Consider the following 13,496-nt stretch of genomic DNA (forward strand, 5'->3'; position numbering starts at 1 on the left):
ATGATTGATGTACACACTATTCTTGCAGGTTTTGCAGACGCACTCACTCTGCATAACCTGCTTTTTGTCTGGTTCGGTATTATTGTTGGCCAATTCGTCGGAGCCATACCAGGGATTGGGCCCGTTATGGCGATGGCCATAGCTATTCCATTTACATTTACCTTGAATCCATTACCCGCCATTGGTTTTCTAATGGGAGTTAGTAAAGGAGGACTTGTTGGCGGAGCCATTCCTGCAATTCTCATTAATACTCCCGGTACACCGGATGCCGCAGCTACGACTTTAGACGGGTATCCAATGACTAAGAATGGAAAACCTGAAAAAGCAACCAAGATGGCTCTTTATTCGTCGGTAACAGGCGATGCTTTTAGTGATATAATTCTTATAACCGTGGCCCCTTTTATAGCGATGGTTGCCCTGAAAATGGGACCCATTGAAATTTTTGCTCTAATGGTCTTTGCTTTTTCTATTATTGCAGGGCTGGTTGGGGATTCTATGGCAAAAGGAATAGCAGCTGCCGGGCTGGGTCTGCTCTGCGCGACTGTTGGTCTTGATCCTGAAAACAGTAGCCCACGGTTTATCTTTGGTTATTTCGAATTATACGATGGCATTCCCCTTGTCTCTATGGCTCTGGGCATGCTGGCTGTTGCAGAGATATTAAAGAGAATGGCTCGTATCCGGGGTAAAATCGAGTCGGCAGTTGTTGTCTCTCAAAATCAAAACAAAGCTGATCGGCGAGTGAGTTTTGTGGAGTTTTGGGCGTGTAAATATACGATACTCAGAGGATCAATTATAGGAACAATACTTGGCGCTATTCCAGGTCTTGATTCCTCTGCCGCTTCTTTTCTAAGCTATGCAACAGCAAAACAGGCTTCAGGAGACCCTGAGAGTTTTGGTAAAGGAAACATACATGGGGTAGCAGCGACGGAATCTGCAAACTCAGCAGTTGCCGGTGCAAATTTGATCCCGTTGCTCACTTTAGGTATACCAGGAAATCTTGCTGCAGCTCTAATTATCAGTGCATTGATGATCCACGGTATTCAACCGGGACCTCTTCTCTTTCAAGAACAGGGGCAGCTGATTTATGGGTTATTCGGGACTCTTCTTATGGCAAATGTCCTCAATCTGTTTTCCGGGTTACTGGGGCTTCGGCTATGGACCAAAGTTATTCAAGCCCCTGAGTCTATAATATTTCCAGCAGCCCTGTTACTCTGTGTGACCGGGGTGTATCTGGCAACCGGGGGAATGTTTGGTGTTGCTGTGATGTTTGTTTTTGCTTTTTTAGGGTACTTGATGAGTTCTTACGGGTACTCTGTGATCGTCTTTGTTATAGCTTTTTTTCTTGGTGAAAGGTTTGAACTATCCCTCTCACAATCCCTCAATATCATAGACGGGGACCTGACGATTCTCTTTTCTCATCCCGTTGCATTGTTGTTGTTTACCATGGCGATAATATCTATTTTCTGGTTCGGATTTGGCATTAAGATCAAAGGAAATCCAGCTGAGATCAAGTAATCCCGATCTGCTTAGCCCTAGTGCTGAATGAGCTTAGATTGCCCCGATAAGGGCTATACTAAAAATTTCTCACGGCCTACCTGACCTTTCTGACACTCGTCTTTTTCTAACCATACCGAACACATACCCTCCATATTCTTTTATCCAGCATGGGGGGGGGGCATACCTATTCTCATTTTCCTTAATTGCTTTCTAACGTAATATTCGTGCCTAAAGAGAAACAACATACCTTCGACTGTTTGGCATATGGAGATGGTAATAAAATCAGTCCAGACAGGCTCTGCATACCAAATGACCACCAACGTCAGTCAATTTTGTTTCCATAACCATCTCACCACAAATCGTGCATGGTACTGATGGGGCGCGAGGAGCTTTGGCTGGCAGATTAAAGTTATTTTTCCATTCAATGTCAAAAAAAGCCTCAGGTCCTTGGGAAAACAGTTCTTCGCCTCGTGCTCTATAGATGGTTTCGTATTCGTTTTGTTCTTCAGGAGTGGCGTCATAAGCGGCTATTTTTTCAGCCAGCAGTTTTTCCCTTTCTGGAATATTCCATATTTCAGACTTCAATTGCAACCGTACTGCCTGCTGGGTTGATCTGCCTGCAAAGGTAAACGCCATTTTGCCATGATCGAGATAAAAGAAATTCCCCTTACCGAAAGTGCACCCTGTAAGAACCTGAATGGCATCACAGCAACAGGCATCGGTTTCCACAATAACTATCAGCTCCTCATCTACTGCACGTCTTTCCTTAAGCAGGCGCATTGCCAACTTGGCTGCCTGATAGCCAATGGTTACACCCATACAGGTATGCCCATGAAACTCAATGCAGGTGCGGTAATCCTTTTGGGACTGGATGGATTCCGGAATAAACATGAAAACTCCTCGTGTTGTTATACGCATATGGTAAAAACACCATCAAACAATAGACTCATCCGAATTATTCTAATTTGAATTGATTGTTACGTAAATAACCACCATTTTATGATGATTCCATTCTGTAAAAGTCTAAATTTGAGGTTTTTCAGAATTACAGTCTGCTATCTACTAATCGTAGATCAACGTACATATGCTTGGCCAGGAGGTCGTCAGGCAATGCACCTTTTTCGATCATCATGATGGATATCGATTTTTTTTAAAGCTATTAACAACACTTATGGGCACATGGTTGGAGACAAGACGCTTATTGAAGCCTCCGATATTATGCAAAAAAGCGATGAGAAAATCAGACCATATCCGTAGATGGGGTGGAGAGGAATTTTTAATGATTTTGAGAAGTAGTAATTTAGAAGCAGCGAAACATGTGGCGCAAAAATTAAAAGGAACTTTAGAACAATTTCAGTTCTCGGTTGTTGGAAAAGTCACAGCGAGTTTTGGCGTTACAGCCTTCAGGGCAGGTGAAGATTTCAACACCCTGCTCTCAAGAGCTGATAAAGCACTCTACCTTGCTAAAAAGAATGGACGAAATAGAGTTGAAAGTATCACATGATTCTTTAATTTCTGCCCTGGCATGAGGCTAATCGCCTCATCCCAGACCAAATAACTGGTATTGCGTTGCAAAATATCCCAGGAGCCTGTCCAGCTAGATTGGATAGAGCACTGAAATACTTCCGATAAGAACCGCAGTGAAAATTATAGTAACTCCAAATCCTGCTTTAATATAATCTTTGGTGCGATAGCCACCGGGTCGCATGATCAGCGCATTAACCTGATGGGTAGGAAGTACAAAGGTATTTGATGCGGATATGGCCACAACCATTCCAGCAATGACCGGGTTGACATCAATGTTTGCAGCCATAGTCATGGCCAGAGGTACCATCAATACCACCGCCCCAACGTTGGAAGCGACCAGAGAGAAAAATGCAGTGAGTAAAGAAACGACCAACAACAATATTATCGGAGCAGGGGTGCCTACCCAACTAAGAATCTGTTCTGCGATATACGCTGCTGTACCGGTTTTCTCGAAAGCAGTGCCTAATGGAATCAGGCCTGAGAGCAGAAAAACTGTCCGCCAATCCACAGCTTCATAAGCCCTGTCTGCAGGAATGATGCGTGTTATTATCATTCCAAGCGCGCCTGTTAACAGAGCGATTGAAAGTTTTACTTTGAAACTGAGCGCCAGAATGAGAGAAAGAAAAAGAAATATCAATGCACAGCGTATTCTTTCTGGCTTGAGATCCTCTCCTTTAATTTCTTCGATAAAGGCAATATCCATTTTTTGAGAAAGCAACTGAAACTGCTGCCACCGTCCCTGCATCAATATGGTGTCTCCTTGTCGCAGTTTAGTAATATTAATGGAATCCATAATAATCTCGTCGCCCCTCACGATAGCCAATGGGTTCACCTGGTAAAGTGGACGAAACTGCAACTCTTCCATCGTGTGGCCGCTGAGGTTCGAATGAGGGATGACTACCCCCTCGATAACTCCTGACTCTTGAGGAGAATCCTCTTCACTAAAAATATCTGTTTCCGGCTTGATTACCCATCCCTGAATCTCTGCAACCTGTTTAATGTTTTTCTCTGAGCCTACAATCCAGAGGATGTCACCAGGCTCGACAATTGAGTCCTGCGTTGGAGCGAGTTCTTTTTGGTAGCTGGTATGTTTGGCAATGCCGATCACGGTGACATGGAACCGTGGCCGTAATTCCAGTTCCCCCAACGTCTGCATCGGGAAGTAAACCGGAACCTCGAGTTCATGACTTTCGCCAACCTCATTACCATAGATTTCCTGCAGCCGTTTATCCATACAGTCTTCATCAATACTGCAGGCATCAAGCGGGAGGAGTTTCCGCCCCAGAAAAACAAAGTAGAGCAATACCGAGATAAGCAATGCTATCCCAATGGGCGTTATGGAGAGTAAAGTCAAAGGAGTAAATGCCATACCATTCACTGCCTCACTGTTATTATTCCACCAGGCTCCCATAAGATCATTGAGCATAATAAGAGGGCTGGAACCGATAAGCGTCAAACAGCCTCCGGTGATCGCACAAAACCCCATTGGCATAAGGATACGACTGGCTGAGATATTTAATTGCCTGCTAATCCGCATAGTAGCTGGCAAGAAAAGTGCGGCTGCTCCGATATTCTGCATAAAGCTTGAAATAATAGCTACCGTAGTCGAAACGATTGTCATAATTCTCGTTTCGCTTTTTCCTGCCACTTTAATGATTTGCGCGGCAACGACATTCATGACACCGGTTTTGTTCAGGCCTGCACCAATAATCATCACTGCAATAATTGAGACCACCGCATTGGAACTGAGACCTGCGACTGCCTCTTCAGCAGTTATGACCCCAGAAAGCGGTAGCATAACCATCATTAGCAGTCCAACAAGATCGACACGCAATAACTCGAAGACAAACAGGATAATTACAAACCCTAACAGTCCGAAAACTATAAGCATATCCGTAGTAACAGGAGTCGGCTCCATCAAAGATAACCTCGTGTTCTGTTTTTGGGGGGAGGAGATAGGTATAGTCTACCCGAAGGATGCGCATCCTTTCACATTTTCTGTGAGTTCATTTCTATTCCTCAGAATGTAACAACATGCCCTGAAAAAAATCAGCCTGCGCAATAATTCAGAAAGCAATTCGTATGTTTCTGATGAATACCGGAAAATCTGTACTGTTTAGATATTATGGTAAGGGTTAATATACGATCCTTTGGTAGGGACTGGCTGATCGACAACTACAGAGGTCACCCCCTCAATATCCTTGGCATAGCCCTCTATACGTTCCATCTCATATGATTCAGTTTTCAAATCAATACCCACATTACTGATATGTGCGATGCCTTCCTTGACCACAACGACGGCATGAGGAAATCGATCAACCATTCTTGAATGCAATCGTGCAGCTTTCAGCATATTGTCCAGAATTGCGGACGACTCTGGAGTAGCCTGAAATATTGGTTTCTGAACCGTCTCGAATAAAATTTGCACAGCATCATCAACCGTCAACGTGCTGATATGCAAAACCATATCATATAGTCTGCTGTCCCAGGTATCAGTTCCATGTACATGAAGCCCCCATTTCCGTCGCTCATCATCATCTTTCTTCAATATATACAGAGCATTATCGGCAGAAATGTTCTCCCTTTTCATTTCCTCAAGAACACGGTCCTCCATGTTGGCTATAATTCTGACCTTCAAAACATGTGGAATGTCACGCAGGATGTAATGCCCGGCCAATCCGTGATAGACGATATTATCTTTCTTCATGTGCTTTAAGATTATATATCGGTAGTAACTCAAAAAGCGTTCTTTACCATGCTGAAAACGCTCAAGAACGGAAGGTGCATCGTGCAATGCCCGTACAAGTTTGACTTCGGGAATATTGAATTCAGAGCAAGCCTCCAATAAAATATCACGCGATGTGCACTCGTAGTTGAGTTTTTGGGCCAGTTTTTCAGCAACCTCTTTGCCACGACTATACGATCCTCTTGAAATAGTAACTATGCTCATAAGCCCCTCACAATCGTAGTTTATGAATCGTTATTACAACGTAACCCAACATGTCTTACAGCAACAACACACCAATAAAAGAGTACTATTCTTACTATCGTAATCAGAACGCTTTCATCAATCTGACAACCGCTGACATACTTTTTAAAAGGCAATCCAGATTGACTCATTGTCGTTTTCAATCAGAGATAACTGGGCAATCTTCCATTTCGAAGGACTGATGAAAGATGTGAGTTTTCCAGGAGACTGTCCGACTGAACTCTTTCTGGGCAGTCATCGACAGCCTGTTCAACTCGTCGTTATTGTAAAAATATATTGCTCACAGGATAGCGTAGACTACGATATTAACTCTATCGCTGTGCTTATATTAGGGGGACACACCATTAAAACCGCACAGGTATCGCGCTTTTTCAGTTAAGAATCTATCGGCATCACGTACTTTTTAACCACTGCATCAAGCAATGTTGTGTCAATGCCCTTCGCTATGGAAGTAAGAATTAGATCGTCAAATTTATGAATTAATTTAAGTATAGTCCTATCGTTTCCTATTTGCAATTTAATCGTTTGCTAAAACAATAACCATGTAAATATTCCGGCAAAAAATAGATATTAGCCTATATGTTGTACATATATCGGGAATGACAGGACACGTAATGATTTTCCCTGAAAAACCTGGAAAATGGACTCGCTCTTCCTTTGCCAATCAGCCCCATCAAGGCAACTTTTAATCTTCAATTTGGTATGATTGAGGGACTGCTGAAATCTACACGTAATTTGTGATTCGAAAACCCGGGACCACTTCTGAGCCAGTACTTCTTTATGTGCATTCCAACTCACTCACGGTAATGCTCTTGCCTTCGGCTAAGGTTTTATGTTATGCCGCGACGTAAACACATATCGTCGACAAAGGACGTAACCAAGATACGATCAAACCAACTCCAATCGATGGCTAAAGCACAAGATACAATAATGATGAAATGATGGATGATGTAAGCAAGACAGATTGTGCAAAAGAAACACGAGTAGTCTTTAAAGAAAAACCGATTCTGGAAATACTTTATCACGATGAATATTTAGTCGCAGTTAATAAGCCCTCGCGACTATTTGTGCACCGAAGTTATATGGATAAGGATGAAAAGTTTTTCGCCTTACAGTTGGTGAGGGACCAGATAGGACAACACGTATATCCGGTACATAGATTAGACAGACCAACATCAGGGGTTCTTCTTTTTGCCTTAAGTCCCGAAGTAGCCCGATTAATGAGTAAGGCTTTTGCTGAAAAAACTATTACGAAAACCTACTATGCATTAACTCGTGGTCACTTGCTTGGCAGTGATATTATAGACTATCCACTCAAAGAGAAGCTTGACAAGTTAGGTGATAAGCATGTCAGTCGAGATAAAGAACCCCAACAGGCACAAACTGGTTACCAATCAGTATTCACTGCATCTCTACCTATTCGTGTAGGTAAATTTGATACTGTTCGCTACTCATTGATAAAACTCGAACCAAGCACTGGACGCAGACACCAGATCAGACGACATTTAGCTCACTTACGACACCCTATCATTGGGGATGTCAATTATGGCGATAACAAACAAAATCCGTTTTTTCAAGAGTATTTTGGATTTAAACGACTGATGTTAATAGCCAAGATACTGAGGTTTATTCACCCAATCACCAATGAGAATATTGAAATTGAAGTAAAATTTGACGAACAATGGTTAAGCGTTTTTAAAAAATTAGATTGGGAATGCGTGCCACGATAGGATTTAATCATGATGCCCTTCCCAATCCTTTTTCACCAAGCCCTACGAGCTGCGTCTCAAGGCTGTTCTTCTTTTGTCTTTTTGATGATCAGTTGGCTTTTGTTTTCTGCTTCCATATCATCCTTTGCTACAACCGGAGTAACCGCCTTAGTCTCTTTTTGAATCAATTCATAATTGCCTTCACCAAGAGATTCCAATAGCCAATCTCTCCATTGGTGAACAGTTCTTCTTCGCATATCTTACCTCTCTCCAGAAATCTGGAAGTGTATATTTCTAATTATGAAAACGTATTTCGTGCACAATTAAAACGAGATAAAAAAACAGTATATTAAGCCGAGTACGATCTTCTAGAGGAAGAAATTTTTGAGGCCCAGCATACAGTATTCAGTTTCTCAATTATTTACGGCACGATGTAATCTTTATTGCCTTGTTTTACAGTTGTAAGGAATAAATCTCAATTCAAAGGCAAACTAGGTCAAATACAAAAACAACATATTACCGCACCCGATCAGGAATCCTAACAGCGCTCCAAACAAATTGATATATTTAAACTGCTCTTCCATAATTGACAGAAGCAACTTCTCAAGTCGCAACAAATCCAAAGAATTGAGTTTATCCTCTACAATCGAGCGAATATCCAGCGAAGCTACGAGGCCGGGAACTTCTTGTTCCAGCATATTCGAGGCCATTTTCTGGATAGAAACATATATTTCTTTTCGGACATCCGCAGGCAGTAGTCTGGAGAGTTTGCCGATACGCTTATTGACTATAGTAGTAACCATAGAGTCAATCATCGCATCGATGGTGTTAACGGTGTCAGGGGAACGCAACAGGCCGACGCTTTCTTTTCTTACCCAGTTTCGGGTAGTGGTAACACCTTCCTCACCAATGAAGTCGGTAAGCATTGTTCGGATTTTAACATTGCCTTCATCCAGATGGGTTTCTATATTACCCTTGATCATAGCGGTGAGACCATTGGTAATCTCTTTGCCCTGGAGCAGAAGGGTTATCTGTTTTGCCACCTGACTGCAAAAGCTTTCTACTTTATCGGTATCTTCCGCGTTAACGATATTTACCAGCGGTGTGTTTGCAAAGTTTGCGAAGCGCTCTGAGAGAACTACACCAACCTTTTCCTGCAGATCTTCAGATGACAGCCAGGCTGCAATATCATCTTCTTTTTCGTCAAGGTATTCACGGATCTTCTGATCAACCACGTCCATCGTTATGAAGTTCTGGACCATTGGTGCCATTGGGCCAAGCGAGACAATAAAATTCTCGACTCCACCGCATGCACCTCGAACTATGCCATCACGCACTTCCGGATCTTTTATTATTACAGCAAGTTTTTTCAGAAGATTCGGGGTTTGCTCCCGTATAGATCGCTCCAACAGTTCAAGCAGTGATTCGGGCAGAATCTCTTTGAGATTTTTCTCCTTCTGAAGTGCGCCATATACGTGCTGCTGGATAAATTCGTTAATCCATTGTTCCATTACCGGGCTTGCAAGCATTCTGGAAATAGAGGACTCAACAAATTTATAGGCAGCCTCACGCTCATTACCGCTCAGGACATCGCCAATTTCTCGATCAAGAAAACTATCAAGTTTGGTATCGACAGCTTCTTCAATCTTCGCGCCAAACTGCTCGGATTCCATGAACTCATGAACGCTCGCTTTGAGCTGATGCTTAACCGTCATCATTCCAAAACTGAAGTACATACCGAACTTATCAGGTATCAACTCAGGCAAAGACGGCAAATCACGGTGCAGTATATCTCCTACCCTTTCAGCAATGACATTGAGCAGATGCTGCTGAAATTTTTCTTCCTGTAGCGCGTTGCCTATTTCGGTTGAGGTAAGCAGGTGATCGCCAACAACTTCCCCCATATTATCGGCAAGCTGCCCCCGCTTTGAGGGAATTACACCCGGTGTCATCGGTACACGGATACCGAAAACATGCCATGGCCTAAGTGGACGAAAAAGCATACGAATAGCTACCCGATTAGTAAGGTAGCCGATAAACGCTCCGACAAGCGGTGGCGTGGCGTATTTAATATAGGGAATAAACTCAGCTGGCACTAATGACATACTCAACAATCTCCATAGGGCTGGTAACAATCAGATCGGCATTGTTAGCCTGCAGTTCTTCTAAATCACGAAAGCCCCAAAGGACCCCGATAGTAAACATTCCTGCAGCTTTTCCTGTTTGCATATCCACTGCGGTGTCACCTATGTATATGCACTCTGAGGGATGAACTCCCATTTTTTCTGCTATTTCAATTGCGCCTGCAGGATCCGGCTTCTTATTGACGCCTTCACGCTGCCCGAATACAACCTCAAATTCACTGTTCGGGAAAAAACGATCTACATAAATAGAAGTGAAGGCATGGGGCTTATTCGATAGTACGCTGCATCGAATATTCCTGTCACGCAATTGAACCAGCATCTCTTCGATACCGTCATACGGCTTACTGTTCTTATCCCAGTTTTCTGTATATATCGCGTGAAATGATTCACAGCACTGATCAATTTCTGAAGATGTTACATTATCTGGAGTAATGCGTTCCATGAGCACGCGAAGCCCGTCACCCACAAATATTTTGTAGGCATCAACAGGATGTTGAGGGTACTTGAAATCAGCAAGAACACGATTACCAGCATCTGCCAGATCCTGTAAAGTGTCCAGAAGGGTTCCATCCAGGTCAAATATCGCTGTTTTTATAGTCATATTATTCTTTATATTATGATTAAATCCGGAAGGATTTTATGATAAGATTAAGGGTCTTAGTGTAACAAAGTTACTCCAGCTCAATATACTGAACATATTAATAAATAAAAAAATATCTTTCTTTTTTTTCGCATCCATATAAATATGGTTCTCAGTAAACTTTTAGAATTGACATCATTTTTCTACCTTAAGTTGCCACCTTACCGGAAGGCAATTGTGCCTGTGGGCAACATAAGTAATAGGAATAAATATCTTTTCTAAAGTTATAATGCTTCACTTCCAAAAACCTTTTACCAAAGGGTGTGCGTATGTGGTTCATTAACTTGGTTAGATCTTCAATCGGTAAAAAGTTCGTCATGGCAGTGTCCGGGTTGCTGCTTGTTCTGTTTCTCTGCACCCACATTTTTGGAAACGCTACTATTTACTTAAGTAGTCATGCGTTCCAAAGCTATGCAGATGCTCTGCACAGCCTGCCGATCCTGGTGTTTCTCTTTTCTGTCTCTCTACTTGTACTTTTTTCAGCCCATATCAGTGTTGGCTTATTACTCTTTCTGGAAAACAGAAAAGTAAGCACTTCCAGATATGCAGTGAATGTAAACATTGTGGACGAAAAGAAATCAATTGCCGCCAGAACGATGCCCTACACTGGAGGGTTCATCCTGCTTTTTCTGCTGGTACACATTGCAGGCTTCACCTTCCCTACCGAAGGGGTGCCAATTTCAGAAACTGTCAAGGAGCAGTTAAGCGGATTTTTCACCAGTATATTCTACCTTGCAGCATTTGCTGCACTGGCTCTTCACCTGAGTCACGGATTCTGGTCCATGTTACAGACTTTCGGCGTCAATCACCCTCGCTATAACGGCCTAATTGAGAAACTCACATACATTGTTCCTGTGTTTTTCCTCATCGCCTTTGGTGGAATACCGTTATATTTCATGACTGGCCTGGGTGCAAGTTATTAGAATCGATCACGAACAGTTAAGCGAAACATACTATAAACAATATCTGCCCGCAGATGTTTACATGTTAGAGCAGATCCACGTCAAGGTTTTATAATATGGAACTCAATCCTCGCATCCCCTCAGGCCCTTTAGCAGAGAAGTGGGATAATCATAAATTTGCCAACAAACTGATCAATCCTGCAAACCGCAGGAAATTCTCAGTCATTGTTGTAGGTACCGGACTCGCAGGCGCAGCTGCCTCAGCCACACTTGCCGAACAGGGATATAACGTTAAAACGTTCTGTATTCAGGACAGCCCTCGAAGAGCACATTCAATTGCAGCCCAGGGCGGAATTAACGCTGCCAAAAACTACCAAAATGATGGTGACTCAATCTTTCGCCTGTTTTACGACACCATTAAAGGCGGTGATTTCAGGGCCCGTGAAGCAAACGTGTACAGGCTCGCCCAGGTAAGTAACAACATTATCGATCAGTGCGTCGCTCAGGGCGTTCCATTTGCCCGAGAATATGGCGGTACGCTTGCTAACCGCTCTTTCGGTGGTGCTCAGGTTAGTAGAACATTTTATGCACGTGGGCAGACCGGACAGCAGTTATTGCTCGGTGCTTACGGTGCACTCTCCCGCCAGATTAACAGTGGCGGTGTTACCATGTATACCCGCCGTGAAATGATGGATGTGGTTGTTGTTGACGGCAAAGCCCGCGGCATTACAACCCGAAACATTATTAATGGCAAGATTGAAAGCCACTCTGCCGATGCCGTTATTCTTGCAACAGGCGGCTATGGAAATGTGTATTTCCTCTCCACCAATGCAATGGCATCCAATGTTACTGCCGCATGGCGAGCTCACAAACAGGGTGCCGGATTTGCTAACCCCTGCTTTGTACAGATTCATCCTACCTGTATTCCGGTTCACGGAGACTATCAATCTAAACTCACACTGATGAGTGAGAGCCTTAGAAATGATGGTCGTGTCTGGGTGCCGAAAAATCCTGGCGATAAGCGACCAGCTGCAGAAATTCCTGAAAACGAGCGTGATTATTACCTTGAAGGTAAATATCCGAGCTTTGGCAACCTGGTTCCACGTGATGTTGCATCACGAAACGCCAAAGAGCAGTGCGATGCAGGTAAAGGTGTAGGATCGACCGGTCTTGCCGTCTATCTCGACTTTGAAGATGCTATTAAGCGCGATGGCGCTGCAACCATTACCCGGAAGTACGGCAACCTTTTTCAGATGTATGAAAAAATCACCGACTCGAATCCAATGAATGAGCCGATGATGATCTACCCTGCAGTACATTACACAATGGGTGGACTCTGGGTCGATTACAACCTCATGACGACTATCCCCGGCCTGTTCGCAATCGGTGAGTGTAACTTCTCTGATCATGGCGCAAACAGACTCGGTGCCAGTGCATTGATGCAGGGCCTTGCTGACGGTTATTTTGTCATCTCTCCTGCAATTGCAAACTATTTTGGCAACACTCAACTCAATAGTGTGAATGAAACTCTTGGTGAGTTCGCATCTTCCAAGATTATTGTTGAAGACAGAATCAACAAAATACTGAAGAACACGAGTAAAGGACCTGCCGGCGCAGTTACAGTTGATGAAATCCACAAAGAACTCGGTAAACTTATGTGGGACAACTGCGGCATGGCCAGAAACAAAGAAGACCTTGAGAAAGCTCTGTATAAATTACCTGAAATCAGACAGAAATTCTGGGACAAAGTATACGTGCCCGGATCTGGAAAAGAATTGAATCAGTCGCTTGAGCGCGCAGGTCGTGTTGCCGATTTCCTTGAGTTCGGTGACATCATGATACGTGATGCCCTGAGCAGAGAAGAATCCTGCGGCTGTCATCTGCGTGAAGAGAGCCAGACTGAAGAAAACGAGGCCAAGCGTGATGATGCAAATTTCACACATGTTTCTGTGTGGGAGCATAAAGGCCCGGACCAGATACCGGTCATGCACAAAGAACAGCTGTCTTTTGAAAATGTTACACCAAGTCAGCGAAGCTACAAATAGGCCCAGCAATTAAACAACGATCATTGTAGCCACCAACCAGAAT

General features: G+C 43.4%; 12 protein-coding genes. 6 read left to right on the plus strand and 6 right to left on the minus strand.

Features of this window, described 5'->3' with window-relative positions:
* Entirely contained in the window at positions 1 to 1,515 is a 1,515-nt protein-coding gene (locus FCL46_RS11575) for a tripartite tricarboxylate transporter permease (protein ID WP_136808283.1), read from the plus strand.
* A gap of 264 nt (positions 1,516 to 1,779) precedes the next feature.
* Here FCL46_RS11575 and FCL46_RS11580 read toward each other — a convergent pair whose 3' ends face one another.
* A complete protein-coding gene (locus FCL46_RS11580) occupies positions 1,780 to 2,388 on the minus strand; it encodes an FmdE family protein (RefSeq protein WP_167505924.1) in 609 nt (202 codons plus the stop codon).
* Between the two features lie 288 nt (positions 2,389 to 2,676).
* Between FCL46_RS11580 and FCL46_RS28845 the strand changes: the two genes are divergently transcribed.
* Both FCL46_RS28845 and FCL46_RS11585 read left to right on the plus strand, forming a co-directional pair.
* Positions 2,677 to 2,754 carry a hypothetical protein gene (locus tag FCL46_RS28845; protein WP_420811273.1) on the plus strand — a complete coding sequence of 26 codons (78 nt, stop codon included), beginning with the start codon at positions 2,677 to 2,679 and terminating at the stop codon, positions 2,752 to 2,754.
* A complete protein-coding gene (locus FCL46_RS11585; RefSeq protein ID WP_167505925.1) occupies positions 2,729 to 3,001 on the plus strand; it encodes a GGDEF domain-containing protein in 273 nt (90 codons plus the stop codon). Before FCL46_RS28845 ends, FCL46_RS11585 begins: the two co-directional genes overlap by 26 nt.
* Positions 3,002 to 3,094: 93 nt before the next feature.
* Here the strand turns inward: FCL46_RS11585 and FCL46_RS11590 are convergent, their stop codons facing one another.
* Both FCL46_RS11590 and FCL46_RS11595 read right to left on the minus strand, forming a co-directional pair.
* The gene (locus FCL46_RS11590) at positions 3,095 to 4,942 is read right to left on the minus strand and encodes an SLC13 family permease (protein WP_136808286.1); all 1,848 of its coding nucleotides are present in this window, start codon (positions 4,940 to 4,942) and stop codon (positions 3,095 to 3,097) included.
* A 198-nt stretch (positions 4,943 to 5,140) separates the two neighbouring features.
* Positions 5,141 to 5,974 carry a cytidylate kinase-like family protein gene (locus FCL46_RS11595; RefSeq protein ID WP_136808287.1) on the minus strand — a complete coding sequence of 278 codons (834 nt, stop codon included), beginning with the start codon at positions 5,972 to 5,974 and terminating at the stop codon, positions 5,141 to 5,143.
* Between the two features lie 1,043 nt (positions 5,975 to 7,017).
* Here FCL46_RS11595 and truC point away from each other — a divergent pair.
* Complete coding sequence (gene truC, locus FCL46_RS11600) at positions 7,018 to 7,743, plus strand: tRNA pseudouridine(65) synthase TruC (RefSeq protein ID WP_136808514.1); 726 nt, start codon at positions 7,018 to 7,020, stop codon at positions 7,741 to 7,743.
* A gap of 56 nt (positions 7,744 to 7,799) precedes the next feature.
* On the opposite strand, the gene FCL46_RS11605 is transcribed toward truC, so the two are convergent.
* From FCL46_RS11605 to FCL46_RS11615, 3 genes are all read right to left on the minus strand, one after another.
* Positions 7,800 to 7,979 (minus strand): hypothetical protein, encoded by a 180-nt coding sequence (locus tag FCL46_RS11605; RefSeq protein WP_136808289.1) that lies wholly within the window; start codon positions 7,977 to 7,979, stop codon positions 7,800 to 7,802.
* Positions 7,980 to 8,213: 234 nt separating this feature from the next.
* Positions 8,214 to 9,827, minus strand: coding sequence for a DUF445 family protein (locus FCL46_RS11610; RefSeq protein ID WP_136808290.1), 1,614 nt, complete (start codon positions 9,825 to 9,827; stop codon positions 8,214 to 8,216).
* The gene (locus tag FCL46_RS11615; protein ID WP_136808291.1) at positions 9,808 to 10,467 is read right to left on the minus strand and encodes an HAD family hydrolase; all 660 of its coding nucleotides are present in this window, start codon (positions 10,465 to 10,467) and stop codon (positions 9,808 to 9,810) included. Before FCL46_RS11615 ends, FCL46_RS11610 begins: the two co-directional genes overlap by 20 nt.
* Positions 10,468 to 10,775: 308 nt before the next feature.
* Here FCL46_RS11615 and FCL46_RS11620 point away from each other — a divergent pair, with 308 nt between their 5' ends.
* On the plus strand, positions 10,776 to 11,429 hold the full coding sequence (locus FCL46_RS11620; RefSeq protein ID WP_136808292.1) for a succinate dehydrogenase cytochrome b subunit: 654 nt from the start codon (positions 10,776 to 10,778) through the stop codon (positions 11,427 to 11,429).
* Positions 11,430 to 11,524: 95 nt separating this feature from the next.
* The gene (locus FCL46_RS11625) at positions 11,525 to 13,453 is read left to right on the plus strand and encodes a fumarate reductase/succinate dehydrogenase flavoprotein subunit (RefSeq protein WP_136808293.1); all 1,929 of its coding nucleotides are present in this window, start codon (positions 11,525 to 11,527) and stop codon (positions 13,451 to 13,453) included.
* The last annotated feature ends 43 nt before the right edge of the window (positions 13,454 to 13,496 follow it).

The sequence above is a fragment of the Desulfosediminicola flagellatus genome (assembly GCF_005116655.2).
Classification (GTDB): Bacteria; Desulfobacterota; Desulfobulbia; order Desulfobulbales; family Desulfocapsaceae; genus Desulfopila; species Desulfopila flagellata.